The organism is Micromonospora inositola (assembly GCF_900090285.1).
Lineage (GTDB): Bacteria > Actinomycetota > Actinomycetes > Mycobacteriales > Micromonosporaceae > Micromonospora > Micromonospora inositola.
Genome location: NZ_LT607754.1, coordinates 5,095,278 through 5,120,827, shown reverse-complemented (window position 1 = coordinate 5,120,827; position 25,550 = coordinate 5,095,278). Strand labels below are relative to the sequence as shown.

The following is a 25,550-nucleotide window of genomic DNA, read 5'->3' as shown; positions in this document are numbered from 1 at the left end:
GGCCGCCCGCACCGAACCCGAGTTCCCGGACTCAGTCGAGGACTCGGTGGGCGGCGACGAGCACCGCAGCCCCGACGGTGATGGCCGCGATCGGGCCGCCCGCGAGGTGGGCAACTGTGGCTGCGGCGGCCGTGACCATCGCGATGATGGCCCAGCGCTGGGGGAGCCGCTGCGGCCCGCTGGACTGCGGCGCCGGGCGGGGTTGCCAGTAGGGTCGACGTACTCTGGGCACGCGGAACTCCTTGCTCGAAGTCACGGGTTGGTCCGCACCGCGGCCTCCGGGGGCTCAGCCCGGGGGCCGTCCGCGGTACCGGCGGGCGGTTGTCGCGGTGCGGCGTGGCGGCGAGGGTGGTCCAGCTGGCTGCGGGGCCTTGCCGCGGCCGGAGCGGTCATCGCCCGGCTGATGTCCATCGAAGCGTCGGAGCCGCCGTCCGCCAAGTGGATCAGGTAGCATGGTCAACACGTTCTGGTCCGTCTGAACGTTAAACACTGATCCGAAGACGCGGAGATGACGCTTCAGACGGATCAAAACGTTCAGAACATAACCGCCGTACGCCAAGCCAGTGACCTTGTGATGGGCAGGATGACCGTGGCCGAGAAGATCGTCTTCGACTTGACCGCGCCACCGTCGAAAGCGGAACGCGAACACCTGGACGTCCGCGTGCGCCGCCTGTACGACGCGGAGGACTCCTACAAGAAGGCCACCGCGAACCTCGCCGCGCTCGCCAAGAGCAGCACCGCCGGCAGCCCGGTCGCCAACGGACTAGTGTGGGTCCGCGACGCGTTCGTCTTCCGCTCCCAGCCGGCCCCGGGTGACTGGTCGGACCGGAAACTTCCCCCAAAAGAGTTCTGCCCGCCGGCAGGCCGGCTGGTGACCCCGCGCGGCGCGGCACTGCGGCTGATGCTCATCGCGCTGTTCGAGGCGCAGACACGTACGAAGCCCGGCAGGCGGCCGGACAACCCACGCCCGTTGCAGGCTGCGGGTGACCAGATCGCATGGGCGGACCTGCTGGCCACCGACGCGAAGCCGTCCGGGGAGGGCCGCACGTACATGAGCATCTCCGACAAGAAGCGTCGGCACCTGTTCAGCGCACTCGATCTGATGAGCGAGGAGGATCTGGTGTCGCTGCCCAACGGCAAGGATCGCAAGAACAAGCACAACGGCTTCTTGCTCAACCACGAGAGCGGCAAGCGGATCAGCGGCCCCAACGAGCCCTACGCGGTGCCGCTCAAGCGGGAGAACAACTACTTCGGGCTCCCGCTCGGCTTGTTCACCCAGGGCTGGATTCACGTCCTGGAGGACCGCGATCTGCGCTACCTGCTCATGTTGAGCTACTTCCATCACGGGATGCCGGACGGGTTCCAGGTGATGCCGAAGACCCGGCTGCTGCACATGGGCCTCGGGCCGGACACCTATGAGAAGCACATCTGGTTCACCCGGTTCGGCCTCAACGAGGTGACGATGGACAAGGCACGGCATTTCAACGGCACGGTCGACGACTACGGCAAGGGCGGTAGGGCGATCCCGCACACGCTGCGGCTGCTGCCGGACGGGTTCGAACAGGACGCGTTGAAGGTCGTCTCGACAGCGATCGAGGATCAGTTGGCCCGGTAGTCCACCTCACCGCGCCGGGCGATCAAGGCCAGGCCGCCCGCCGGACCGCAGTCGCGCCACCTCGTCGCTGGCCATCCACTCCCGCCACTCCCGCAGGCGACCAGCAAGGACGGGTCGCAGTCCAGGGGCGGCGGCGGAGGTGCCGCCCGGGGCCCACCCGAAGCGTCACTCCGTGGCTTCCTCGTCGGCTACATCGTCGGTGTCGAGGTCCGGTGCGGCCGTCAGCTGCCGGAGGTGGCGGCGGCGACCAGGATCGACGGGTCGGGGTCGAGGTTGTCCCGGTCGCGGTCGTACCGCTGGGTGGTTCGAGGGTCCTTGTGGCCCAGGGCGTGCTGCCGGTCCTTGAGGTCGGAGCCCTTCTTGCGGGCGATGGTGTTCCACGCGTGCCGGAACGAGTGCGGGCTGATCTGCTGCCAGTTCGGCATACCGGCCGCCTTGGCGAGGCGCTTCACGAACCGGTACACCTCGTGCCGTGGTGGTCGTCGCGTTGGCCGATGTGCTCGGCGTCGAGGGAGCAGAGCTCTGACACCCGGAGGCCGAGATCGACGAGCATCGCGGCCATCGGCGGCGCGGCCTCACCCAGCCACTTGTCGCCTGTGGCGGCTGCGGCGAGCATGGCGGTGGCCTCGGCCGCGGTGAATCCGACAGTGGGGGAGTAGTCCCGGTCGACGGCCGACGGCGATGACGTCGCCGGGGCTGCGGACGTGGGCGCGAGGGTGGCGCTGGCCGTAACGGGCTTCTCGGGCCCACCGCTGCACCCGGCGAGCACGGTGACCAAGGCGAAAGCAGCGGCGTAGTGGGCGCGAGTCATGGCGGCGACCGAACCAGACAAAAGCTGATGGGCCAGGACGGTCGGATGAGGCAAGCACCCGAGGGCCAGAGCGGCTGGACGCGCGGCTCGGCCACAGGGTCGTCGCCGGTTCCCCGACGCCCTCAACTGAGTGGTGGTTCTCGGCCAGCGCCGCGTACGCTCGCGGCCGGTCTGCCGAGCAGGTTGAACAGCGTGGTGGGTGGCGCCCACGTCAGGCCGAGGGCGATGCGAGGAGGTACCGGCCATGGAGAGCGGGATGACGCCCGTCGACGAGCTGACCGGCATGATCGAGCAGAGTGCCGCCGTTGACGTCCGGCTTGCCCTGTGCCGCGGCGAGGACGGCTGGAAGATCAGCTACGGCGAGGTGCTGATCGACGCCGACAGACCCAGCCCCGATCGCACCTGGCTCTACAGCGATGACGCCTTTGTTCAGCGCCGCCTGCCGGGATCCCTGGTCGCCGACCTATTGCGGGAGAAGCCGCATCAAGTCGCCGGGCTGACGGTGTCCGCACCTGCTGCGCAGTCGAGCGGCAACTTCCAGCGGCTCGCTGGTCAGGTGCGCTGGAACAACACGGCGCTGCCGTGGCCGCGCACCGAATGGCAGCTCAGCCCGGCGAAGCAGGCGTCGACACGGCAGCGGACGGTGCTGGTCGGCGACGGGCCGAGCTTTCTGCACGCCGCGGCGGCATTCAACGCCTTTTTCTACGAGGCCGCTGTCGAGACCGGTCCCCGCCCTTCGCACATGCTGTGGCGCATCGTCCGGCTGGACCGCCGCGGTCGGATCCACCGGGTCACCATCGCCCCGGACACGCTGACGGTAGTTGTGAATGGTGCCGAGCTGGCCGGAGCGCAGGTGGAGCTGACCGCCCCAGACGGTCGGCAGCTCCGCCCGCTCGGCGCTACTGGACGAGTCCGGTTGCGGTTGCCGCAGGGCCTGGCTCCAGCCACCCTGTTGATGCTGCGATCCGGCGACGACTGGCTGGACTTCCGCTACTTCCCGCTACCAGGGCCTGGCGGCGACGGCGACCGCTCGGTGATCTGGGACCTTCCGGGCGCCGAAGCGAGCGTGCTGGTCGCTGGCGGCGAGACCGAGTACGTGGAGTTCAAGGAGCAACTTCCCGTCAACGAACACCGGAAGAAGATGCTTAAGACGGTGGCCGCGTTCGCCTCCGGCGAGGGCGGGACCGTGCTGATTGGGGTGACCGACGACGGGCAAATCGCTGGCGTCGACGCGACGAAGCTCGACGAGCTAGTGCTCACGTTGCGCAGCATGATCCGTAGCAACATCGATCCGGACCCGGCGGTGGCCGTGCGTCCAGTGCCGTTGGACGGTAAGACGGTCCTGTTGGTGGAGGTCGCCCCTGGTGGCCGCTGGCACGCGTACAACCGGGAAAAGCCGGAGTTCTATCTGCGCCGCGGCGCCAGTACGGTCCCGGCACGGCTGCGCGAAATCGCCGTCAGGTTCGGCCAGGCGTCGACATAACCGTGCTAAGGCCGCTCGTAGCTTTCAGCGAAACCTCGCTTTGCAATTGATCTATGCGGGGAGAGCCAGTTCAGCACCGGGCCGCTCCCCACCGCCAGCGGGTCCGTCAAACGAACGGCACATCTCTGTGTCATCGATGAAGGAGCGGGGCCGGTCAAGGCTGGGGTTTTGACCCGGTGACATTGTTTTGCCCGTCTTCCGGCAGGCGTGTGTACGGCGTCGGGGCCAAGGCTGGGCCGTGGGCCCCACCCGGTAGGGCTTGGCCTTGACGCCGGCGCCGTGGACGCCAAGCTGTGATGCCGGAAGCGGCGTTGTGGGCGTGGTCGCGTCGCCAGGGTGCGAGCGCTGTCGGAGGGGGCAGGCCGGGGTTCGGCTACCGGTCATCCATTCGCCCCGCGGGCGCGGATGTGCCCGTCGCGCAGGCCGGCCTCGCGCCGGACTGAACCTAGCCATTCAAGATCTGTAGCCGTCCGGCAGAATCATGCAGTGCCGATTGACGTCGACTTTGTCGCCATCCGCCCCTGGGGGCGCGGGCAGGACACCGGGTTCGAGGAGTTGTGCTGCCAGATTGCGCGGGCAGATGCGCTCCATAAAGGGCAAACCTTCGTGCGCCTGGGTACCCCGGACGGTGGCGTCGAGGGCTACTCGATCGACGCCAGCGGCGTCGAGCACGGACTGCAGGCCAAGTTCTTCCTGGGCAGTCCCAGCATCGACCAGTGGTCGAAGATCACAGGCAGTGTGAAAACGGCGATCGAGAAGCACCCGAATCTGACCGCCATGACCATCGCCCTGCCCAGCGACCGTGCCGATCCCAGGAAGCCAGACGAGCAGTGGTTCATGGATAAGTGGAACCACTACGTCGAGCAGTGGAAGAAGCACGTCAAGGCCCTGGGGCGGACCGTCGAGTTCCACTACATGGGCAAGTCCGAGATCCTCGAAGCCTTGTCGCGCGAGGAACACGCCGGCCGGTTCCGCTGGTGGTTCGAGCGACCTCTGCTGAGTCGTACGTGGCTGGCCGAACGCCTGGACGAGGTCGTCGAGCAGGTCGGGCCCCGCTACAACCGCAACCTGACGGTCGGCGTGCCAGCCGGCCGCAAGATCGCCAACTTCGCCCGGCTTCCGCAGCTGCTCGTTGACCTTGAGCAGCACGCCGCGTCAGCTGTCGGCCACATCGAGCGACTCGATCCGGCCATCGACCCCGCCGCGAGCGCCCAACTGCACCAACTCGCCGCAGCGCTGCCGATGCCGCTGACCGCCGACGAGACGCCGGCACCCGACAAGCAGCTGGCGATCGGCCCTTGGCGGCAGGCTTGGCAGGACCTGCAGGCCGCGGTGGGGACGCTGACGCCGCATCCGGACGCCGAACAGGCCGGCGAGGCCGGCCGGATGCACCGAACGTTCAACGAGCTCGCCGACGTGAGCGCCAAGGTCATCGCGGCGTTCGACGAGGACTGGCCGGCCTACACAGCACCGGCCATGCTGCTGTGGGGTAACGCCGGCAGCGGAAAGACCCACCTGCTGTGCGACACCGCACGGCTCGCCCTCGAACGCGGCCAGCCGGCGGTGGTGGTCCTCGGCCAGCAGCTTGGCGTCGGCAATCCCTGGTCCGAAGTCATGAAAGCACTGCGGTTCGACGGCGAGGCCGAGACCTTCCTGCAGGCGCTCAGCGCCCGCGCCGAGGCCAGCCAGCAACGCGCGCTGCTGATCATCGACGCAATCAACGAGAACAACGGCCTTCAGCTGTGGCCCAACCACCTCGCCGCCTTCCTCACAGTGGCCCGACGGTACCCGTGGATCGGCGTCATCTTGAGCGTCCGCACGGTCGCCAAGGACATGATCCTTCCCGACCACCTCGACGAAACGCGGCTGATCCAGGTGGAGCACAAGGGATTCGCGGAGGCACCCATAGCGGCGGTCCAGGCATTCTTCGAGTACTACCGGCTCCCGCTGCCGGCAGCGCCGCCCTCGTTGTTCCGCGAGCTGTCCAACCCGCTGATGCTGCGACTGTTCTGCCAGGCCGCCCGACACAATGCCGGGCTGCTCGCGCGGCCGATCCCGGGGCTGTCGCGGATCATCGAAGCGATCTTCCAAGACGTTGACGCGCGCGCCCGGCACCAGCTGGGGACCGGCCCCTATCAGGCGATCGCACGGCCGTGCTGTGAATCGGTGGCCGCAGCGATGTCCAAGCGCCCGCGCCCGGCGCTGCCGTACACGGAGGCGGTCGCGGCGCTTCACGCCGTTGTGTCCACGGCACCCGGCACGCCCTACGACAAGACACCGCTCGGCGTTTTGGTCAGCGAAGGACTGCTCGCCGAAGACTTCGTCCTAGAGGGGGCCGGCCGATCGCCGTCGCGGGTGGTTCGCTTCGCCTTCGAGCGCATCAGCGATCATCTCGCCGCAGAAGTGTTGCTGACCGACGGCTCCGACACGGCCGGCCGGTCCACGGCCGACAACGCCGACGAGATCGCCCGGCGGCTGCCAGCCGCTGATCCCGCCAAACGGTCACCGGAGGCCTACCGGCTGCGAACGCTTCTGGAAGCCTTGGCCGTTGCCGCGCCAGAGCACGTAGGCGTCGAGCTGCCGGAGATCGCCGAGGCCATGAAGCGGGCCGGTGTCACGTTTGAAGGCCGATCAGTCGAATGGATCATTACCGAACCCTGGCTACGAGGTCTGCTACAGCGTGAGTCGTCCAGCTTCACCGACCGCACCCGCCAACACCTCGCGGACCTGATCCTCGGCCCGGACCCCGATGCTCCGGCCGCTCTGCCGGATCCGCTGCGCCGCGAGGCGATTAGCCGAGCACTACTCCTCACCATCCATCCCGACCGGCCGCTTGGTCGCGGCTGGCTGCACGATCTGCTCGCTCCGATGGCGATAGGGGAACGGGATCGGCGATGGACTGCTCAGGTCCGCGGGCGCCACAACACGAGGCGGCGGCCGAGCCCGTACCAACCCCTGCTGGATTGGGCGAGGTCTGCGCCAGCGGACGTTCTGAACGCCAGCGTCGACGGCACGACCACGGTGGCCGGGCTCACCGCGGAGGCCCTGCTGTGGGCCTTGCCCTCCCCGGACCGGTTCCTGCGCGACGCCGCAACCCGGGCCTTGGTGGCGATAACGCCCCACGACCCGCAGATCATCCCCGCGTTGTTGCAGCTGGCTGCTGGAGTCGACGACGGGTTCGTCACCGAGCGGGTGCTCGCGGTCGCGTACGCAGCGATCACTATGCAAGCGGTCGAACCCGAACCTGCAGCGGCGGCCCTACGCGCGTTCGTTGAGCAGGCGGGCGTTCCCGTCCATGTGCTCGCGCGAGACTACCTTGCGTCAGCAGTCAGTCACCTCACCGAGGCGCTTGCCGGAAACGCTGACGTCGCGTACCTTCGCGAGACCTCAATGCCGCCTTACCCGACCAACTGGCCGGGCCACTTGGGACTACCGGACTTCGAGCAGCTAAAGGCGGAGTACCCGCGCTTCCGGCCAGATGCGGACACAACTTCGGCGGGGTCCGGTCTCGATGAGGAGCGGAGGAAGGAGGCGATCACCACCGGATGGGGGCAGGTGATCGGATCACTCGACAACCTGGGGGACTTCCACTCGTACGTCTTGCACGTCGACCGCCCATACTGGTACAGGCTCGCCGCCCAGCGCATCGACGACACCACAGACACACCGCTAACCGGATTCGACCCCAGCGTACTGCCAGGATGGATATTCGCTCGGGTCCTGGAACTCGGCTGGACACCGCAAGCCTTCGGCGAGGTCGACGCCGACATCAGCTACTCCGATCGCGGGCGAACATCCCACAAGGAGGAGCGATTCGGCAAGAAGTACCAGTGGCTTGCCTGGCATGAAGCACTGGCGCGGTTGTCCGGCACCCACAAGCTACGCGACCGCGACCACGGCGATCGCGAAGCACCATACGAAGGCGCCTGGCAGCTCGACGCCCGCGACTTCGACCCGACCCACCTTCTCGACCGTCCGCGGCCCATTGACGTCCGCTGGTGGCAGGAACTCTGGCAGATCCCTCCACTGACTGCCGAAGCCACCGTCACCCCAGACAATGCGGCGGACGACGGGCCTGTCTCGGTCACTGCGGCAGAACCGGCGACCGAGCAGCGCGTGTGGTGGCTGCCGATACCTCAGGTCGCCCACCCTGCTATGCCGCTGAACCAGGATTCCGTCGTCCACCTGTCCCTCTGGGCCACCGACCCGGAAGACCTGCCCGACCTGAGCAACTTCCTCGTGGTCGACGCCGATCTCACCCACTGGCCCACCACCCATAGCGCCCCGCGACGGCCCGGCCGCCGCTACCGCATCCTCAACGCGTACCGACACCTCATCCCGCAGCGAACTGAACGCAACACCGCGCACGCCGACTTGACGGCCAGCATCAACGGCGCCCTCGTCCGTCGCGAGGACCTACCCGCGCTGCAAGCCTGGACCGGCGAGGAGGATCTGGACACCTTCTCCCTCGACGTCAGCTTCACCGACGAGCTGTACCTCGGCGAGTGGCCGACCGGAGCGGTCTACCGCGCCAACACGGTCGCCGACTTCCGCCCAGAACGCTGGACGGACGCGATCGGCACCGACTCGCTCGGGCTCGGGGTGCCCGCGATCGTCATGACTGAACGCTACTGCTGGGAAGGCAGCATCCTCGACTGCTCGCTACCCGCCACCCTCAACGTCCGCATCCTCACCTCCGCACCCGCCGCTCTGTTCCCAGGACTGCACCACCGCAACGGCGCCGGCATCACCGTCGACGGGCAGCTGCTGCACCTCGATCCCGAGCCCTGGCCCGGTAGCGACGGGGGATTGCTCATCGACGAAGCATTCCTCGCCAGCCCGCTCGAACGCGAGGGACTCGTCCTGCTCCAGATCATCCGGCAGTCCAAACACGTCAACACACCCGACGGCGACCACCGCTTCGCGGGCCTCGTGACCCAAACCCGGCTCATTGGCTCTGTCGGCACGGATCAGCTATGCGACGTCACCCGGACCCATCTTCACCCGCCCCGGCTCGACGACTAGCCCCTTGCCAGCCGCCCCCTCCAACAGCCGGCGAGCCGGCCTTGGGGGCGGGACTGTAAGACGAACGGTGTAACTCCTGATCAAGGAGAAGCACCTGATGTCCGAAGGATCGACAGCCGCCGTGGATACTGCAGCGGTGGCGAAGAACGGGCCGGGACAGCCGCGGACGGTGTCGACGCAGACCTCGTCGTTATCGCACGGGGCGCACGGTTGCAGCTGCGATACTGTGGGCCGCGCTTGACGAAGGTGCGCCCGCGCGGAACCTGATCGGCTGCGGCGACACGCCGGACATTGGCAACCTTAGGCCGTCCCTCATTCACGATAAGGTTGCTTCTCGTGAATGAAGTAGCTGCGCGGGGGAGTGCCCAGCAGGCCGACGTGGTCGATCCGAATGAACAGCTCTCGGAGTCGGCGCGCCGGCGTATCCGCGAATCCGTACCGGCATCTACGCGACGAGCGTACGGCGGTGACTGGCGTCGGTTCACTGCCTGGTGCATCGAGAACCAGCGATCCCGTCTTCCAGCCTCCGCAGCGACCCTGGCCGAGTATGTCTCGCATCTGGCTGACGAGGGCAAGGCATCGTCGACGATCGAACGCGCCATGGCGGCCGTCACGGTCGCCCACGTCAGCGCCGACACCGAGCCGCCCAACACCAGACCAGCCCGCGCCGTGCTTCGTCGGCATCGCTCCGAACTCGCCGAGGGCGGCCGAGGAGTGCGTAAAGCCAAGGCACTGACCATCACCGCGCTGCGCGCGATGGTCGAAGCCCTCGACACCTCCACCGTGGCGGGGTTGCGCGACCGGGCCCTCATCGTGGTCGGCTTCGCATTGGGTGCTCGCCGCAGCGAACTCGCCGCTTTGAACATCGCCGATCTCACCTTCACTGACGACGGTCTGCAGGTCGCCATCCGGCGGTCGAAGACCGACAAGGAATCCGTGGGCCGCCACACTGCTCTTCCCTACACGTCGCGACCGGCCACCTGCCCCGTGCGCACGATGAAGGCATGGCTTGACGCCCTCGCCAAGCGGGGGGAGACGTCGGGGCCAGTCTTCCGTCGCATCGACCGGTACGGCAACCTCGGCCGGGCTCCCCACGGGCGCGGCGAGGCGAGCGGTCGCATCACGGGCCAGGCGGTAGCCATCATCGTCCGGCGCACCGCACTCCGCGCCGGCCTGGACGCCGCCTCTGCTTTCTCCGGCCATTCCCTACGCCGCGGGTTCGCCACCGAAACCCACCGGCAGGGCAAGAACCCTTTGAGGATCGCTCGGCACGGCGGGTGGAAGGACGGCTCCACCACCCTGGCCGGCTACATCGAGGATGCCAACCAGTGGGAGGACAACGCCCTCACCGACGTCGGTCTGTGAACGTCCCGCTGCTCCTAACGACCGTCATATCCCAAGCCGAGACCTAGCCGAGCGGTCGAGCAGTCGCGGTTGCGGTCGTAACGGGGCCCGGTGTGCGCGTGGGCGTGACCGAGGAAGTTTCCACACCTCGTGCAGGGGAGCCCAGTGGTGAGGAGGGCAGTGGCAGCACCGAGCCGCGGGCTGTGCAGGGACACCTGCTCGACAGCACTGAGACCGGTGGCGCGGGCAAGGGGCCGGACGGTGACGAATGCCATGGACTGGGTGAGTAGCGCTGGTGGTAGTCAGCGGAATGACCGCGAGCTTCCCGATCGGCGCTCTCGGCGTCCCGCCCCCGTCCATCAAAATAGGCGTCGAGGTGCGGGGTAAGCGGCGCGGGCCGCGGCAGTTGGCGGCGACGACCGCCTTTGCTGTGGATGACGACGTGCGCGTCGGCGGCGTCGACAAGCAGCCGTTCCGCCTGGACCATCCCGGGGAGCCTCGTGCCACCTTCCGGCTGCAGCTGTTTTAGGCCGACGGGCACCGGCCGGTCGTGCTCGTGCCGCCCGGAAGGTTTGTGAGGTTCGATGTGGCGTAGTCATTAACTTGACACCCGGAAGTGTCGCTACAAGCATCCGGCTGTTGACTGAGGGTGATCGACTGAGCAAAATTTGGAGGTGCTCGGTGCTGCTCTCACCCGGGGTGACGACGAGACGGGGGAATCCTGATGGCCCACGTACGACACACGTTGTCACAGACCAGCGGGTGACCGGCGATGACCGCGCCGGGCGATCGATTCGCCGCCGGAGCAGCCTCGGACGGTGATCAGGACCCCACCGCGAGCCCGGCGGGCAGCGGTGCGGGTCAACGCTCGGCGGGTCCCCAGCCGCCGGTCATCTCACTGCCCAAGGGCGGCGGCGCCATCCGGGGGATCGGCGAGAAGTTCGCAGCCAACCCGGTGACCGGCACCGGCAGCCTGACGGTCCCGCTCGCCACCAGCCCGGGCCGGGCCGGATTCGGCCCGTCGCTGCAGCTCACCTACGACTCCGGGGCGGGTAACGGGGCGTTCGGCTTCGGCTTCGGGCTTTCGCTGCCGGCGGTTACCCGCAAGACCGACAAGGGCCTGCCGCGCTACCTCGAGGATCCGGCGGACACCTTCCTGCTCTCCGGCAGCGAGGATCTCGTGCCGGTTCCCGGTGAGCCCGGGCGGCGGCGTCGCGATGGCCGCGACTACCTGGTGCGGGCGTACCGGCCGCGCATCGAGGGCCTGTTTGCGCGGATCGAGCGGTGGACCGATCTGGACAGTGCCGAGACCCAGTGGCGGTCGGTCACCACCGACAACGTCACCAGCGTCTACGGTGGCAGCGCCGCGAGCCGGATCGTCGACCCCGACGATCCGGTAAGGGTGTTCAGCTGGTTGATCTGCGAGACCTACGACGACACCGGCAACGCGATGGTGTACGAGTACAAGGCCGAGAACGAAGAGTCCGTCGACGTCGGATCCAGCCACGAGGCGCACCGGTCCACCGCCACCCGGTCCGCCAACCGCTACCTCAAACGGATCAGGTACGGCAACCGGACGTCGCGACTCATCGAGCCCGACCTGGTGCGCAGCGGGTGGCTGTTCCAGGTGGTCTTCGACTACGGCGAGCACGATCCGGACGCCCCGTCGCCTGTGGAGGTCCGGCCGTAGGCCTGCCGCCCCGACCCGTTCTCGTCGTACCGGGCGGGTTTCGAGGTGCGGACGTACCGCCGGTGCCTGCGGACCCTGATGTTCCACGACTTCCCCGACGAGGACGGCGTCGGGCCGGACTGCCTGGTCCGCTCCACCGACCTGCAGCACCAGCCTGCCGAGTTCGGCTGACTGCTCGTACGGCTCCTTCCTGCACATCGTTTCCTGACTTGTCGGGAGCTCAAGGCACGAATCACCAGTCGGTCGATGTGTTGATCCTCTGGGACTGACGCATTGTGGGTTGTGTCCTACCGGGATGGCACTATGCACCCGTGCAGGAGTCGACGCCCTTCACGGGCCCGAAAGTAGATGCGGCGCTGGACGCTCAGACAGCTGCGAGAGCGCTGCTCGCGGTGCTCGACCATCCCGACGTCGCTACAGACGCCGACGAGCGGTTATTCGAAGCTCTTCTGCTGTATGGGCTGCGCTGCATCCCCAAGCTGGGTGACCACTTGTTCTCGTGTGGCTCCGACGTCGACTTCCGCTTTGGCGCGAGAGGCCAAGCCGACATCGTCGGGTGGCGGGGTGAGACGGTCCTGGTCGAATGTGAAGTCAAGATCCGCGCCCAGTTCAACGGGCAGAAGGACGGCGTGAACCAGCTTGACCGCTACGCAGCTAACGTTCCCAGTGATGCCAGTCTGTTCCTGCTTACCCCCGAGACCTACTATCCGACCCTTGCGCTCTACGAGGTGCACACCTGGGAACGGTGGACGCCGATCTGGCTGACGAGCCTTCGCACCGCCGTCCTGGCGACCGCCGGTCAGTCGCCAGCTGGGGACGGATCAGCGGAACGGCTGGCGCGCGCCCTCGCACGGCTCTTCTGAGCATTGTCGGCTTAGTCGCTCCGGCCGGCTGCTGGCGGGCTTGCGCGACCGGGCCCTCATCGTGGTCGGCTTCGCATTGGGTGCTCGCCGCAGCGAACTCGCCGCTTTGTAGCCACCAGAGCACGGCTATGCCGGGGCCGTGGTGTTGGAAACTGAACCGGCCGCCAGATGCACGAAGGGCCCGCGTGAGCGGGCCCCAAGGCGGGCGCGGGAACCCCTTGGGGCCTCCTGCGGCTTTGAGGCTAGTACGCCAACGTCACTTGCCTTCGGCGTTGGGCGTGGCGCAGGCATGAAGACGGCCACCGCGTGATCATCGATGGTTTGTGAGGACAACCGAAGATCGTGCAGTGGCCGCGGGCCACAGCGTAAACCCTGCCCGGTGGCGGGTCATCCTCGACGAGGCGGTGGCGCGTGTCGCTGACCGGTTCGCCCGCGCGGAGCCACGTCGTACGGCGGCAGCGTTCGTGGAGGGGCTGCTGTCGAGCGTGGAGCGTAAGACGTGCTGGTCGCTTGCGGAACGGGCCGGACACGGGGATCCGCAGGCGATGCAGCGGCTGCTGCGCACGGCGTTGTGGGACGCCGACGCCGTCCGAGACGATGTTCGTGCCTGGCTGGTGGAGCAGCTTGGCCACCCCGAGGGGGTGCTGATCACCGATGAGACCGGGTTCCTGAAGAAGGGCCTGGGTTCGGTGGGGGTGCAGCGGCAGTACACCGGCACCGCCGGTCGTGTCGAGAACGCCCAGGTCGGGGTGTTCCTGGCCTACGTCTCACCCCTGGGCCGGGCGTTGATCGACCGCCGGCTCTACCTACCCGAGACGACCTGGTGCGAACGGCACGACCGCCGTGCGGCCGCCGGTGTCCCTGATCAAGTCGGGTTCGCCACGAAACCGGCCCTGGCCCGGCAGATGATCGCAGCGGCGTTGGATGATGGTGTTCCCGTCGGCTGGGCCACCGGCGACGAGGTCTACGGCGCCGACCCGGGCCTGCGCGCAGACCTGGAGCAGCGCGGCGTCGGCTATGTCCTCGCGGTCGGCTGCGACCGACGCGTCACCGTCAACGACGGACGCACCCTCGTCCGCGTCGACGAGCTCGCCGACCGGATACCCACCGCCGAGTGGCAACGGCACAGCTGCGGACCCGGCGCGAAAGGACCCCGCGACTACCTGTGGGCCTGGATCACCACCAGCCTGCATGGCGAGCACCGCTGGCTGCTCATCCGCCGCAACCACAGCACCGGCGAGCTGGCCTTCTACCTGTGCTGGTCACCGAAGCCAGTGCCGCTGCACACCCTCGTGACCGTCGCCGGCTCCCGCTGGAGCATCGAAGAGCTGTTCCAAACCGGCAAAGGCCAAGTCGGCCTGGACCACTACCAGGTCCGCGGCTGGACCGGCTGGCACCGGTTCATCACCCTGGCCATGCTCGCCCTGGCCGTGCTGACCGTCCTCGCCGCCGCCTCCGCTGAGCAAGCCGACTCCGACCCGGAGATCATCGCGTTGACCGTGGCGGAGATCCGCCGACTCCTCAACGCCTTCGTCCTCGCCCTACCACTACCACCAGCACACACCCTGCACTGGTCAACCTGGCGACGAACATCCCAAGCCCGAGCCCGCCGATCCCACTACCAGCGCAGACTCAGCCACCACGCCAGCCGACAGGTCAAGTGACGTTGGAGTACTAGCAGCAGTTGTTTCGCTGTGTGAGCCCTTCAGGCTCGCTCGGCCAACGTCCGCCGGAGCCCGCCATCCTGCATCGTCCGCGCGTCCGCAGCCTTGGGCGCGGCCGTGTACGGCCGCCTGTAGGCGACGGTCAGATTCCGGTTCGTCAGCGCGCTGGCCGGGTTCGCGGCGAGGCTGAAACGCCGGGAGGGATCCACGTCGCCGCGCTGGGCTTCAGGGAGAGCATCACCGGCCTTGAGGGGAGGGGGGACACGTCGGTTATGGCCAGCGCCGGCAGTTGAGCGGTGGGCAGCACGCCGGCGATCACGGACCCGTAATGCGGGTAGACGTCGACATCTTTGGCCTTGCCGGTGAGACATCGGCGTCTTTCGCCAAGATCGGGTACCGGCCGTCGTAGAAATGCCGGACCGAGACGCGTCGACGAGGGCCCGCCATTGTTGGCCGTCCGCGGTCAGGCACCTGACCGAGGATGAACGACTACCTGGTTACCGAGCGTAGTAGGGGACCAAGATCGCGAGCTGCCGCCTGGTGGCAACGGTGGCTCAACTTAGTGAGAAGGGTCAGGGCATGGCTCAACTTACTGAGAATGGCTCAAGATGAATGAGAAAGAACAGATCACCACGCGGGGGTCCGCGTCCCACCGCAGATTCGATAATGCACATTATGTCAAGTAGGTCGTTTCGCGGGCCTCCTCCATGGCCTCGGGCGACCCGGCCAGTCGTCAGCGGAGCCGTGGTGGCGACGTTCCGATCGACGGCCTTCACGAGCGCATTGGCACGCGGCCCGAGTCCGGCGCATTGTCCCCAGGCGCCGAGGGCCGCGAGGAAAGCCGACCAGATCACGGTGCACGTCCACCAGCAGCGCAGGCAGCACCGCGCGGCAGGTCGATACGCCGGCAAGGCGGCCGTGGTCACCAGCCCATGCAAGCGGGTCCGGCCCGCCGCTCCCCCTCTCCCACCCTGGCCGGGAATCCGAAAAACATGCATAATATCCCTTATGCATGACAAACGGGACGAATCGGTAGGAGTTCTGATCGAGGAGTTCCTGACCGCCCGGGCCACCCGGAAGCCTTCCCCGCACACCCTGGCCGCGTACCGGCGGGACCTGAACAGCGTCGCCGCGCTGGTGGGCGAGGATTCGACCCCTCCCCTCCCCCTCGACCAGCTGATGATCAGCGCCCTCTCCCCCCGGGTCATGCGGGCCGCATTCGCCCGGTACGCCGCTCCCCGCGCCGCCGCCTCGGTACACCGCGCCTGGTCCACCTGGAACAACTTCTTCACGTTCCTGGTCGCCGAGGGGGTCGTACCGGGAAATCCGATGCCGGCGGTGGGGCGGCCCCGCGCCCCGCTCCCCCAGCCCAAGCCGCTGCGTGGCGAGGGCACCCCGGAAGAGTTGCTCGCCGCGGTGGCCCGGGAGGACGGCCGGCAGCGCGACCCGTGGCCGGAACGGGACCTGGCGGTGCTGGCCCTGGCGCTCTGCGCCGGGCTGCGCCTGTCCGAGCTGCTGGCGCTGCGGGTGGCGTCGCTGGCCGGTCGGAGCGGGGAACGGCGGGTCGATGTGGCGGGCAAGGGCGGTCGTCCCCGGGTGGTGCCTATCGAGGACGACCTGGACCGGGTGCTGGCGGACTATCTGGAGAGTCGGGCCCACCGGTTCGGGGCGCGCAGCGTGCGGCCGGATTCTGCGCTGCTGGTGGACCGGCGGGGTGAGCCGTTGCGCCGGGGTGGGCTGCAGTACCTGGTGGAGTCCTGTTACCGGCGGGCCGGTATCGGCGACCGGGTGCCGCGCGGGGCGCGGCTGCACGCGCTGCGGCACACCTTCGCGACCCGGTTGGCCGAGGACGGCGCGAGCGCGGCGGAGATCATGCGGTTGTTGGGGCACGCGTCGTTGGCGTCCTCACAGACGTACATCGAGGTGACGGCAGGTCAGCAGCGGGCGGCGGTGCGGTCGAACCGGACGAATCGCGCGCTGGCCGAGTTGCCGGGTCGGAATGCTGTCGGTCGGCGGGGCTAGCCTCGGCGCATGGTGGCGCACCGGCTTGATCGTGTGGAGGCTCGGCGGATCGCGGTCCGCGCCCAGTTGCTCGACGCGGGCCGGCCTTCCGATCTGCTGGCGGTGGTGGACCGGTTGACGTTCCTGCAGCTGGATCCGACGGCCGCGGTGGCGCCGAGCGCTGACCTGGTGGCGTGGACGCGGCTGGGGGGCGCGTACGAGCCGGAGCACCTGCTGTCGGCGGTGGAGCGGGACCGGACGCTGTTCGAGCATCGGGCGATGGTGCGGCCGATGACGGACCTGGGGCTGTACCGGGCGGAGATGGCGGCATGGCCGCAGGACGCGCGGCGGCGGGACTGGCTGCAAGCCAACGAGCGGTTCCGCGGGTACGTGTTGGACCTGTTGCGTGCTTCCGGGCCGCTGCTGTCGCGGGAGGTGCCGGACCGCAGCGAGGTGCCGTGGCCGTCGACGGGGTGGACGAACAACCGCAACGTGACGCAGATGTTGGAGTTTCTGGCCGCGCGGGGCGAGATCGCAATCTCCGGTCGGGTGGGGCGGCAGCGGCGCTGGGATCTGGCGGAGCGGGTGTACCCGGTGGGCGCGCCGGTCGTCCCGGTGGGCGATGCGGTCCGGTTGCGGGACGAGCGGCTGTTGCGGTCGCTGGGGATCGCCCGCTCCTCGGTGGTGGGCGAGGCCGGCGAGCCGGCGGTGGTGGAGGGCACGTCGGGCGGGTGGCGGGTGGACCGGGCGGCGATCGGTGGTTCGTTCGCGGGGCGTACGGCGTTGCTGTCGCCGTTCGATCGGCTGGTGCACGACCGCAAGCGCGCGCTGGAGCTGTTCGGCTTCGAGTACCACCTGGAGATGTACGTGCCGAAGGCGAAGCGGCGCTGGGGTTACTTCGCGTTGCCGGTGCTGCACCACGACGAGTTGGTCGGGAAGGTGGACGCGGTGGCCGACCGGAAGGCGTCGATCCTGCGGGTGCACGCCGTGCACGAGGACGTGCCGTTCGGTGCGGAGGTGGCTGAGGCGGTGCGCGCCGAGCTGGAGGCGTTGGCGTCGTGGCTGGGTTTGACCGCCGTGGAGCACGCCCATTGTTAGGCGTCCGGGGTGGAAGAGCGAACCTCAGCCTACGAGGGTGCCGGTCGCGTCACCTTTGCTCCGTCTACCGTGGTGGGTTGGTGGGCGGCGGTTGATCCGCCGGGCCGGTGCGGTGATTGAGCGTGATGGTGATCGTGTCGCCGGGTGAGAGCAGCACAGAGCTGTCCAGGACAGTCAGCGGCACGGGTCGGTCCGCCCCGGGGGCGGCTGAGATCCGCACTCGCTCGCGGTCGACGTGCAAGTCGATCAACAGGTTGCGGTAGCGGATCACGGTGTCGAGGTGGTCGAGTCCTTCGGGCAGCAGCGGGTCGAGTCGAAGGACGTTGTCGCGGACCTCGAGGCCGGTGTAGCAGCGTTGCAGGATGTCGAGCGTGCCGGCAGTGGCGCCGAGGTGGATGCCTTCTCGCGTCGAGCTGTGTTCCGGGTCGACGAGATCGGTGCCGAGCGCGGTCTGCAGCATGTCGAAGGACCGGCGACGGTCAGTGCGGGCGAGCACCCAGGCGTGCGCGACCCGGCTCAGGGTGGAGCCGTGCGTCGTGCGGGACAGGTAGTGCTCGACGGTGGCGGGGATCCGGGACTGGTTGAAGTCGTAGCCGAGGCGGCGCACCAGCCCGGTGAGTTCCTCGGCGCTGAACAGGTACAGCAGCATCAGCACATCGGCCTGCTTGGAGATCTTGTAGCGGTTGGGGTCGTCGCCCTCGGCCTGCAGCAGCGACCCCAGTAGGCGCAGGTCGTCGTACTGCCGCCGGTACCGGTCCCAGTCGAGCTCCGCCAGGTCGCCGTACCGTTCGAACTGGGCGAGGATGCCGTCGTTGAGGAAGGCCAGCCGCAGCCGGTGGCTGATGTGTGCCCACTGGCGGCGTTCGGCGTCGTCGACGGTGACCTCCCGCCATGGCACCGCACCCGGGTGCCCGCGTGTGATCGCGTACGCCTCCTCGGCGCGGGTCAGCATCCACGCAACCATCACGTTGATGTACGCAGAGTTGTCCAGCCCCAGGCCGGGCCGGCCCGGGTAGCCGTCGTGATACTCGTCGGGCCCCAGCACCCCCCTGATGTCGTAGCGGTCATCGGACGGGTTGTAGGTGGCCAGACCGGCCCAGAACCGTGCCGTCTCGACCAGCAACTCGACCCCGCAGCTGACGAGGAAGGACAGGTCGGCTGTCGTCTCCCAGTACCGCCACACGCAGTAGGCCACCGCGAGATTGACGTGCTGCTGCCGACCGGTGTAGTCGTCCACCCACCTCCCGGTGACCGGGGAGCGTGAACGGCTGGGACTTTCGTCTTGGCCGCTGCTGCCGCTCTGCCAGGGAAACAAGGCGCCCACCATGCCTGCGGCCTCCGCTTGCCGCCGCGCGGCCGTCAACCTCCGGTGCCGATACTCCAGCAACGCCCGGGTCAGCTCCGGCAACCGCAGGTTCAGGTACGGATAGACGAACAGCTCGTCCCAGAAGATGTGGCCGTGGTACCCCTCTCCGTGCAGCCCCCGCGCGGGCACGCCCGCGTCCAGGGCGATCGTGTGCGGCGACAACGTTTGCAGCAGGTGGAAGGTGTGCACCCGGACCGGCAACTGCCATCTGTGTTCCTCGCCGACGTCGAGCCGAAACCGCTCCCACAGCCGGTTCCACGCGGCGGCATGCTCGGCCAGCAACGCATCGGACGCCGCCGCGTACCGCAGTTCCTCCCGCGCAGCGGTCAGCGGCTCGTCGACGGCGCGATCGTGGCTGGAGAAGACCGCTACCGTCTTCTCCACCGACACCCGTCTCCCCGGCACCACATCGACGCCGATCACGTGACCCATGGCGTCGGGCCCGGGGGCCGTGACCCGCGAGGCGTGGGGCCCAGGGGCGTCGGGAACGCCGACCCTGGTGCGGGTGACGACGGCGAGCCGCTGCCGGGAGCCGGTCGTCGCCGCGGTCAACCACACCGTCTCCGGATCATCCGCACCGCTGGCAACGTCGGTGAGATGCCGACCGCAGGTTCCGGCTTCCAGCGCCGCGTTGGAGTTGACGATCCCGGCGTCGACGGCCGACCTGATTTCCAACCGGCCCGACCAGTTCTCTGGGACGATGGTCGTCTCCAACACCGCCAGATGAGGGTTCGCCATCGACACGAGGCGCCGCTGCCGGAGTCTGGTCCGTCGCTGCTGGCGGTCGACCACCAGCAGTTCCCGCAGATAGACCCCGCTGCGCAGATCCAGCACCCGGTGCTCGTGCACACGCCGCCCCTGTTGCGGCGTGAACCAGTCGCCGCCGGCCGGGCGGAACGTCAATGGCAGCCAGTTCGGTAGGTTGACGATGCTGTCCTCGCCATCCGAGCTGGTTCGGCCGGAGAGCCGATTGTGGAAGCCGGCCAGATAGGTGCCCGGGTAGTGGACGCCGTCGGATGTCGCCTCCGGGGGCGCCCCTCGGGTCGCCATGCGCCCGTTGCCCAGGGTCAGCATGGTCTCCCGCGTCGCTTCACCGGCTGGGTCGCCATCGGGGTATGTCAGCGCCCAGCCGCTCGGCAGATCCCCGGCGCACAGCTCACAACCCGGGTCTACAGCCACCGGCGCCCCACGCTCCCTCCGCTGTCCTACGGTGGGGGCCGTTTAGCCCGTCCTGGGCGCGACAAACCCGCTGTGCGGTCACCAGGCGGTGGTGTCGCTGGGAACCCCACGCCCGGACCGGAGAGGACCGGCGAACGTTGGGGGCTCGTGGGGGGTTCTGCCGGTACCTGGAACGACAGGCTCTCCCTGGCCCGCGTCGCCGCCGGTTTGATGGTCATGGCCCGGGCCATACACCGAGCGGCGATACTGATCACACGCTGTGATGGAGGTGTTCACCGGCGACGTCTGGTTCGATGTCGTCGCCGCCGGCCAGGAGCCCTCCCGGATGCGCGTCAACGTCGTGCGCTTCGCCCCCGGCGCCCGCACCGCCTGGCACTGCCACGCAGTCGGGCAGACGCTGCACGTCACCGAGGGGATCGGGCTGGTGCAGTCCCGCGGCGGCCAGGTCGTCGTCATGCGGCCCGGTGACACCGTCCACACACCCCGGGCGAGTGGCACTGGCACGGGGCCACCCCCGACCGTTTCATGACCCACCTCGCCATGTGGGAGGGCCCCGGCGAGGGCCAGGGCCCCGAGTCCGAATGGGGCGAGCTCGTCACCGACGAGGAATACCGCGCCCGCCCCGCCTCGAGTGAGCGTTGATCGGGAAATTGGGGGCGCATCCGCGGCCACGACGCTGTGCCGGAGCAGTTCTGCTCACGGTCAGGGCCAACAGATGTCACGAAGGTCGCCCGGGACGAGCAGATCAGCGGGACACAGCGAACGGCCGCACCCGGTGGCACCATCTCCGGAATGCATACGGGTGAAGCGCGGGCGGTGGCGGCGGAGTGGGTGCGGGAGCACGCGCGGCGGGAGCCGGGCGTGCGGGGCGCTTTCTTCAGCGGATCGACGGTGGGGTTGCCGGATGACGCGGTGCTGCCGGCGTCGTCGGACGTGGACGTCGTGGTGGTGCGCGACGAGCCGGCCGCGAAGCTGGGCAAGCTCCGCCACCGGGGCGTGCTCTTGGAGGTGACCGCGCTCACCTGGGCCGATCTCGGGTCGCCGGAGGACGTGCTCGGGTCGTGGGTGTTCGCGCCGTGCTTCCGTACGGACACGGTGATCGCCGATCCGACGGGCCGGCTGGCGACGATCCGCGACCGGGTGGCGGCGGGGTTCCCCGATCCGGTGTGGGTGCGGCGGCGGTGCGCGGGGGTGCGCCGCCGGATCGAGGACGGGCTGCGGGTGGTGGACGCGGCGGCGCCGCTGCACGAACAGGTGACGGCGTGGTTGTTCCCGACGTCGGTGGCGGCGGTGCTGCCGGCGGTGGCGGCGCTGCGGAATCCGACGGTGCGCCGGCGGTACGTGCTGGCCCGGGAGGTGCTGGCGGCGCACGGGTTGGCCGACCGGTATCCGGAGCTGTTGGCGTCGCTGGACGGTGGCGGGGTGGGTCCGGACCGGGTGCGAGGGCACCTGGCCGGGTTGGCGGCCACGTACGACGAGGCGGCGCGGGTGGCCCGTACCCCGTTCGTCTTCAGCGCGGACATCAGCCCGGCGGCGCGGCCGGTGGTGGTGGACGGCAGCGCGGAGTTGATCGCGGCGGGCCGGCACCGGGAGGCGATGTTCTGGATCGTCGCGACGTACGCCCGGTGTCACAGCATCCTGGCGGCGGACGCGCCGGGGCGGGAGGTGGCGTTGCGGCCGGCGTTCGAGGCGGCGGTCGCGGATCTGGGGGTCGCGTCGGCGGCGCAGCGGCGGCGGCGAGCGGACGAGGTGGTGGCGTCGCTGCCCGGCTGGTGGGCGGTGGCGGGTGCGATCGGCGGGTGGGATGTGGCAGGCTGACCGCTGACGCGACTGGCGGCACCGGGGATGGCAGTAACCATCGGGGAGCTCGTCGCGGGGGTCGACCGCCTGGGCCTCCGCGGGCGAGGTGTGGCATGTCTTCTACGGGTACGACGGCTCGGCTGTTGCCGGGTGGGCCGGTGGCGGAGCGGGTGCTGGCGGAGGTCGCCGAGGATGTTGCGGCCCTGCGCGCGGCGGGGGTGACGCCGGCGTTGGCGACGGTCCTGGTGGGCGATGACGACGCCAGCGCCGGGTACATCCGGATCAAGCAGCGGCAGGCGGCGGAGCTGGGGTTCGCCTCCCCGCACGTGCACCTGCCGGCGTCGGCGTCGCAGGCGGAGCTGCACCGGGTGCTGGAGGACTTCAACGCGGACAAGACGGTGCACGGGGTGCTGGTGCAGCATCCGATCCCGGCACACCTGGACTACGACCGGGCCTTGCAGGTGCTGGATCCGGACAAGGACGTGGACGGCATGCATCCGGTGAACATGGGCCGGCTGGCGTTGGGGTTGCCGGGGCCACTGCCGTGCACACCGGCGGGGATCGAGGCGTTGCTGGCGTTCCACGGAGTGCCGGTGGCCGGCCGGGAGGTGGTGATCCTGGGTCGGGGGGCCACGTTGGGTCGGCCGTTGGCGATGTTGTTGGCGCAGAAGCGGCCGACGGCGAACGCGGCGGTGACGGTGGTGCACACCGGGGTGGCGGACTGGCCGCGGTACACACGGCGGGCGGAGATCCTCGTGGCGGCGGCCGGGGTGCCGGGGATCGTGCGGCCGGAGCATGTGCGTCCGGGTGCGGTGGTGGTCGGTGGCGGGGTGCGCTACGAGGGTCGGCGGTTGCTGCCGGACGTGGACGAGTCGTGTGCCGAGGTGGCGGGGGCGATCACCCCGCGGGTCGGTGGGGTGGGGCCGACGACGGTGGCGATGTTGTTCCGCAACGCGGTTCGGGCGGCGCGGCGGGCGGCCGGGCTGGGCTGAGGCGCCGGTGAGCCACCTACCTGGCCCCTCCCCTCTTTTCACCATCGCCACCACGGGCGTGGGCCCGGCCGCAGGGGTGCCGCCTTCCGTCGCGGTGACGGTAGGTGGCGTGGCTGCGGAGGAGCTGCTCAGCCGAGGTCGACGATGAGGGGCCGATGGTCGGAGATGGCCGACAGCGGGGTGTCGACGGCGGTGACGGGCGGGAGCCGGTCCAGGCCCTGCCGGTCGGCGAGGATGTGGTCGAGCTGGACGCGAGGCTGCCCGGCCGGGTAGGTGGGGCGGCGGCCGAGGGGCCGCCACCGGGACAGCAGCGCGGCGGGTCCGGCGGGGAGGTTGAGATCGCCCAGCAGGATCCGCGGGGCGGGCAGGGCGCGCAGGGCGCGGACCACGCGGCGCAGTTGCAGCGCGTTCCAGCCGGGGACGAAGGACAGGTGGGTGGCGGCGACGGTGAGCGGGCCGTGCGGGGTGTCCAGGACGGCGGCGAGGACGACGCGGGGTTCGTCGCGCAGCAGGATGAGCCCGCCGCCGGGGCCGGGGACGTAGACCGGTGAGCGTACGGGGGCGGGCCGCAGCCGGGTGACCTGCCAGGAGCGGACGGGGTGGCGGCTGACCAGGCCGATGCCGTAGCAGGGTTCGCCGTGGCCGTCGTCGTCGTGGGTCAGGGGGCGGAACTGTTCGCCGGGGGTGCCGACGACGGCGGCGGCGAAGCGGTGCTCGGGGGCGCCCAGGGCGCGGGCGGCGACCGCGGTGAGGTCGAGGTTGCCGCTGCGGGACTGGTCGCGGTCGACCTCCTGCAGGGCCAGGACGTCGGCGTCGAGGGCGGTGACGGCGGCGGTGAGGCGGTCGGGGTCGACGAGCCCGTCGGTGAGGGATCGCCCGTGCAGCAGGTTGAAGGTGGCCAGGCGCACGTGCACACCCTACGTCCCCGTGGCAGGGTTGCCAGGTGCTCAAGGCGTTGGTCTGTTCGGTGCTGGTGTTCGTGGTGGTGGCGTCGGCCGGTCTGTGGTTGCGGCGGCGGCGGGGCCGCTGAGGCTCCCGACCGGGGCGGTGAGGCTGGCCACAGGTGGTCTCGCCGGGCCGCACGGGGTGGGCAGAATGGCCGCCCGTGGACCCCTTGTCGCTGACCACCCTGCTGACCGCGGCCGCCATGGCGGGCTGGGTGGACGCGGTGGTCGGCGGAGGTGGGCTGTTGCTGCTGCCGGCGCTGCTGGTGGCCGCGCCCGGGGTGCCGGTGGCGACCGCGTTGGGCACGAACAAGCTGGCGGCGATCTTCGGCACGTCGACCGCGGCGGTGACGTATGCGCGGCGGACGAAACTGGACTGGGCGGTGGCGGGGCCGTCGGCGGGGTTGGCGGTGGTGACGGCCGGGCTCGGCGCGGCCCTCGCGGGGGCCGTGCCGGCGGGGGCGTACCGGCCGGTGGTGCTGGTGGTGCTGGTGTCGGTGGCCCTGTTCGTGCTGGCGCGGCCCCGGTTGGGGGTGGTGGCGCAGCCGGAGCGGCGCACACCCGCCCGGGTGGTCGCGGCGGTGGCGGTGGCCGGGCTGGGCATCGCCCTGTACGACGGGTTGATCGGCCCGGGTACGGGGACGTTCCTGGTGTTGGCGTTCACCGCGCTGGTGGGTGCGGACTTCGTGCACGGCTCGGCGATGGCGAAGGTGGTCAACGCCGGGACGAACCTGGGCGCGCTGGTGGTGTTCGCGTACACCGGGCACGTGTGGTGGCTGCTGGGCGCGGGGATGGCGGTGTGCAACGTCGCCGGAGCCGCGCTGGGCGCGCGGATGGCGCTGCGGCGCGGCTCCGGCTTCGTGCGGGTGGTGCTGCTGGTGGTGGTCCTGGCGCTGGTCGGCAAGCTGGGCTACGACCAGTGGCGGGCCGGCTGAGCGGGCTGCCGGCTCGGCCGGCGGTCGCGCTGACCGGGCCGGGCGGTGGGTCAGGCGTGCCGGACCACCTCGTCGTAGTCGAGCCGGGGCAGGCGGGGGAACCAGGCGTCCGGGCCGGGCTTGCCGATGTTGACCACGAGCAGGGACTTCCAGCCGTTGTCGGCGAAGAACTCCTTGTCGAGGCCCTCGGCGTCGAAGCCGCCCATCGGCCCGGCGGCCAGCCCGGCGGCCCGGACGGCGAGCAGCCAGTACCCGATCTGCAGGGTGGCGTTGAACCGGGCCATCCGCTCGCGGCCCTGCACGTCGCCGGCGAGGTCGTCGCGCATCTGCGGGCGGATCGGGAAGACCCGCGGGACGAACTCGTGGAAGTCGGTGTCGGCGGCAAGCACGGCGACGACCGGCGCGGAGGCGGTCTTGGCCCGGTTGCCCTCGCTCATGTGGGTGAGCAGCCGTTCGCGGGGTTCGCCGTCGCGGATGAACAGCACCCGCAGCGGCTGCGTGTTGGCGGCGGTGGGTGGGTACTTGGCGAGTTCGAAGATGGCCCGCAGCCGCTCGTCGGTGACGGGCTCGTCGATGAAGGTGTTGGCGGTGCGGGCGTCGGTGAACAGCTGCGCCTGCGCCTCGGGGTGCAGGGTGATCAGGTCGGTCATCGGGTTCCTCGCTCTGACGGTTGCCTCAACTGCTCCAACGGTAGCAGCTAGCTTTTTAGTAGTACCTGTCTCCGTCGGTGTGACCCGTAT

The 25,550-nt window shown here is 69.6% G+C and carries 19 protein-coding genes, 1 pseudogene and 1 riboswitch; of the genes and pseudogenes, 14 read left to right on the top strand and 6 right to left on the bottom strand.

Features of this window, described 5'->3' with window-relative positions; all coding sequences use genetic code 11:
- Nucleotides 1-31 precede the first annotated feature (31 nt).
- Nucleotides 32-232 carry a hypothetical protein gene (locus GA0070613_RS24400; protein WP_157746490.1) on the bottom strand — a complete coding sequence of 67 codons (201 nt, stop codon included), beginning with the start codon at nt 230-232 and terminating at the stop codon, nt 32-34.
- A gap of 351 nt (nt 233-583) precedes the next feature.
- Between GA0070613_RS24400 and GA0070613_RS24395 the strand changes: the two genes are divergently transcribed.
- Nucleotides 584-1,615: a hypothetical protein gene (locus GA0070613_RS24395; protein WP_089014418.1), complete on the top strand. Its 1,032-nt coding sequence runs from the start codon at nt 584-586 to the stop codon at nt 1,613-1,615.
- Nucleotides 1,616-1,836: 221 nt separating this feature from the next.
- Here the strand turns inward: GA0070613_RS24395 and GA0070613_RS24390 are convergent, their stop codons facing one another.
- Both GA0070613_RS24390 and GA0070613_RS24385 read right to left on the bottom strand, forming a co-directional pair.
- Nucleotides 1,837-2,067, bottom strand: a complete 231-nt coding sequence (locus GA0070613_RS24390) for a tyrosine-type recombinase/integrase (protein ID WP_157746489.1) — start codon at nt 2,065-2,067, stop codon at nt 1,837-1,839.
- Nucleotides 2,064-2,426, bottom strand: coding sequence for a hypothetical protein (locus GA0070613_RS24385; protein ID WP_089014416.1), 363 nt, complete (start codon nt 2,424-2,426; stop codon nt 2,064-2,066). Before GA0070613_RS24385 ends, GA0070613_RS24390 begins: the two co-directional genes overlap by 4 nt.
- A 256-nt stretch (nt 2,427-2,682) precedes the next feature.
- Between GA0070613_RS24385 and GA0070613_RS24380 the strand changes: the two genes are divergently transcribed.
- From GA0070613_RS24380 to GA0070613_RS24340, 9 genes and pseudogenes are all read left to right on the top strand, one after another.
- Entirely contained in the window at nt 2,683-3,909 is a 1,227-nt protein-coding gene (locus tag GA0070613_RS24380; RefSeq protein WP_157746488.1) for an AlbA family DNA-binding domain-containing protein, read from the top strand.
- A gap of 486 nt (nt 3,910-4,395) precedes the next feature.
- Complete coding sequence (locus GA0070613_RS24375) at nt 4,396-8,934, top strand: NACHT domain-containing protein (protein WP_089014414.1); 4,539 nt, start codon at nt 4,396-4,398, stop codon at nt 8,932-8,934.
- A 336-nt stretch (nt 8,935-9,270) separates the two neighbouring features.
- Nucleotides 9,271-10,299: a tyrosine-type recombinase/integrase gene (locus GA0070613_RS24370; protein WP_157746487.1), complete on the top strand. Its 1,029-nt coding sequence runs from the start codon at nt 9,271-9,273 to the stop codon at nt 10,297-10,299.
- Between the two features lie 289 nt (nt 10,300-10,588).
- A complete protein-coding gene (locus tag GA0070613_RS24365; protein WP_089014412.1) occupies nt 10,589-10,807 on the top strand; it encodes a hypothetical protein in 219 nt (72 codons plus the stop codon).
- 243 nt (nt 10,808-11,050) lie between these two features.
- Nucleotides 11,051-12,139: pseudogene (locus tag GA0070613_RS24360) on the top strand (SpvB/TcaC N-terminal domain-containing protein).
- Between the two features lie 140 nt (nt 12,140-12,279).
- A complete protein-coding gene (locus tag GA0070613_RS24355; protein ID WP_089014411.1) occupies nt 12,280-12,831 on the top strand; it encodes a hypothetical protein in 552 nt (183 codons plus the stop codon).
- Between the two features lie 404 nt (nt 12,832-13,235).
- Nucleotides 13,236-14,495: an IS701 family transposase gene (locus GA0070613_RS24350; RefSeq protein ID WP_157746486.1), complete on the top strand. Its 1,260-nt coding sequence runs from the start codon at nt 13,236-13,238 to the stop codon at nt 14,493-14,495.
- A 1,008-nt stretch (nt 14,496-15,503) separates the two neighbouring features.
- The gene (locus GA0070613_RS24345; RefSeq protein WP_089014409.1) at nt 15,504-16,517 is read left to right on the top strand and encodes a tyrosine-type recombinase/integrase; all 1,014 of its coding nucleotides are present in this window, start codon (nt 15,504-15,506) and stop codon (nt 16,515-16,517) included.
- A 9-nt stretch (nt 16,518-16,526) separates the two neighbouring features.
- Nucleotides 16,527-17,594: a DNA glycosylase AlkZ-like family protein gene (locus GA0070613_RS24340; protein ID WP_172875886.1), complete on the top strand. Its 1,068-nt coding sequence runs from the start codon at nt 16,527-16,529 to the stop codon at nt 17,592-17,594.
- A 64-nt stretch (nt 17,595-17,658) separates the two neighbouring features.
- Here GA0070613_RS24340 and GA0070613_RS24335 read toward each other — a convergent pair whose 3' ends face one another.
- Nucleotides 17,659-20,139, bottom strand: coding sequence for a glycoside hydrolase family 65 protein (locus tag GA0070613_RS24335; RefSeq protein WP_269459011.1), 2,481 nt, complete (start codon nt 20,137-20,139; stop codon nt 17,659-17,661).
- Between the two features lie 262 nt (nt 20,140-20,401).
- Here GA0070613_RS24335 and GA0070613_RS24330 point away from each other — a divergent pair, with 262 nt between their 5' ends.
- From GA0070613_RS24330 to GA0070613_RS24320, 3 genes are all read left to right on the top strand, one after another.
- Nucleotides 20,402-20,668: a cupin domain-containing protein gene (locus GA0070613_RS24330; protein ID WP_231929432.1), complete on the top strand. Its 267-nt coding sequence runs from the start codon at nt 20,402-20,404 to the stop codon at nt 20,666-20,668.
- 263 nt (nt 20,669-20,931) lie between these two features.
- Nucleotides 20,932-21,957, top strand: a complete 1,026-nt coding sequence (locus GA0070613_RS24325) for a hypothetical protein (protein ID WP_089014407.1) — start codon at nt 20,932-20,934, stop codon at nt 21,955-21,957.
- Nucleotides 21,956-22,039: riboswitch (ZMP/ZTP riboswitch) on the top strand. (Overlaps the previous gene by 2 nt.)
- Before the next feature lie 13 nt (nt 22,040-22,052).
- Nucleotides 22,053-22,931 carry a bifunctional 5,10-methylenetetrahydrofolate dehydrogenase/5,10-methenyltetrahydrofolate cyclohydrolase gene (locus GA0070613_RS24320; RefSeq protein ID WP_089014406.1) on the top strand — a complete coding sequence of 293 codons (879 nt, stop codon included), beginning with the start codon at nt 22,053-22,055 and terminating at the stop codon, nt 22,929-22,931.
- Between the two features lie 128 nt (nt 22,932-23,059).
- On the opposite strand, the gene GA0070613_RS24315 is transcribed toward GA0070613_RS24320, so the two are convergent.
- Nucleotides 23,060-23,839, bottom strand: a complete 780-nt coding sequence (locus tag GA0070613_RS24315; protein ID WP_089016163.1) for an endonuclease/exonuclease/phosphatase family protein — start codon at nt 23,837-23,839, stop codon at nt 23,060-23,062.
- 197 nt (nt 23,840-24,036) lie between these two features.
- On the opposite strand from GA0070613_RS24315, the gene GA0070613_RS24310 reads away from it, so the two are divergent.
- Nucleotides 24,037-24,810 carry a sulfite exporter TauE/SafE family protein gene (locus GA0070613_RS24310; protein ID WP_269459010.1) on the top strand — a complete coding sequence of 258 codons (774 nt, stop codon included), beginning with the start codon at nt 24,037-24,039 and terminating at the stop codon, nt 24,808-24,810.
- A 50-nt stretch (nt 24,811-24,860) separates the two neighbouring features.
- Here GA0070613_RS24310 and GA0070613_RS24305 read toward each other — a convergent pair whose 3' ends face one another.
- Complete coding sequence (locus GA0070613_RS24305; protein WP_089014405.1) at nt 24,861-25,460, bottom strand: malonic semialdehyde reductase; 600 nt, start codon at nt 25,458-25,460, stop codon at nt 24,861-24,863.
- Between the last annotated feature and the right edge of the window lie 90 nt (nt 25,461-25,550).

Excerpts from the sequence above, each read along its gene's own strand:
- GA0070613_RS24395 (WP_089014418.1), top strand. The coding sequence starts at position 584 with ATGACCGTGGCCGAGAAGATCGTCTTCGACTTGACCGCGCCACCGTCG.
- GA0070613_RS24385 (WP_089014416.1), bottom strand. The coding sequence starts at position 2,426 with ATGACTCGCGCCCACTACGCCGCTGCTTTCGCCTTGGTCACCGTGCTC.
- GA0070613_RS24380 (WP_157746488.1), top strand. The coding sequence starts at position 2,683 with ATGACGCCCGTCGACGAGCTGACCGGCATGATCGAGCAGAGTGCCGCC.
- GA0070613_RS24365 (WP_089014412.1), top strand. The coding sequence starts at position 10,589 with ATGACCGCGAGCTTCCCGATCGGCGCTCTCGGCGTCCCGCCCCCGTCC.
- GA0070613_RS24345 (WP_089014409.1), top strand. The coding sequence starts at position 15,504 with ATGCATGACAAACGGGACGAATCGGTAGGAGTTCTGATCGAGGAGTTC.
- GA0070613_RS24340 (WP_172875886.1), top strand. The coding sequence starts at position 16,527 with ATGGTGGCGCACCGGCTTGATCGTGTGGAGGCTCGGCGGATCGCGGTC.
- GA0070613_RS24330 (WP_231929432.1), top strand. The coding sequence starts at position 20,402 with ATGGAGGTGTTCACCGGCGACGTCTGGTTCGATGTCGTCGCCGCCGGC.
- GA0070613_RS24325 (WP_089014407.1), top strand. The coding sequence starts at position 20,932 with ATGCATACGGGTGAAGCGCGGGCGGTGGCGGCGGAGTGGGTGCGGGAG.
- GA0070613_RS24320 (WP_089014406.1), top strand. The coding sequence starts at position 22,053 with ATGTCTTCTACGGGTACGACGGCTCGGCTGTTGCCGGGTGGGCCGGTG.
- GA0070613_RS24305 (WP_089014405.1), bottom strand. The coding sequence starts at position 25,460 with ATGACCGACCTGATCACCCTGCACCCCGAGGCGCAGGCGCAGCTGTTC.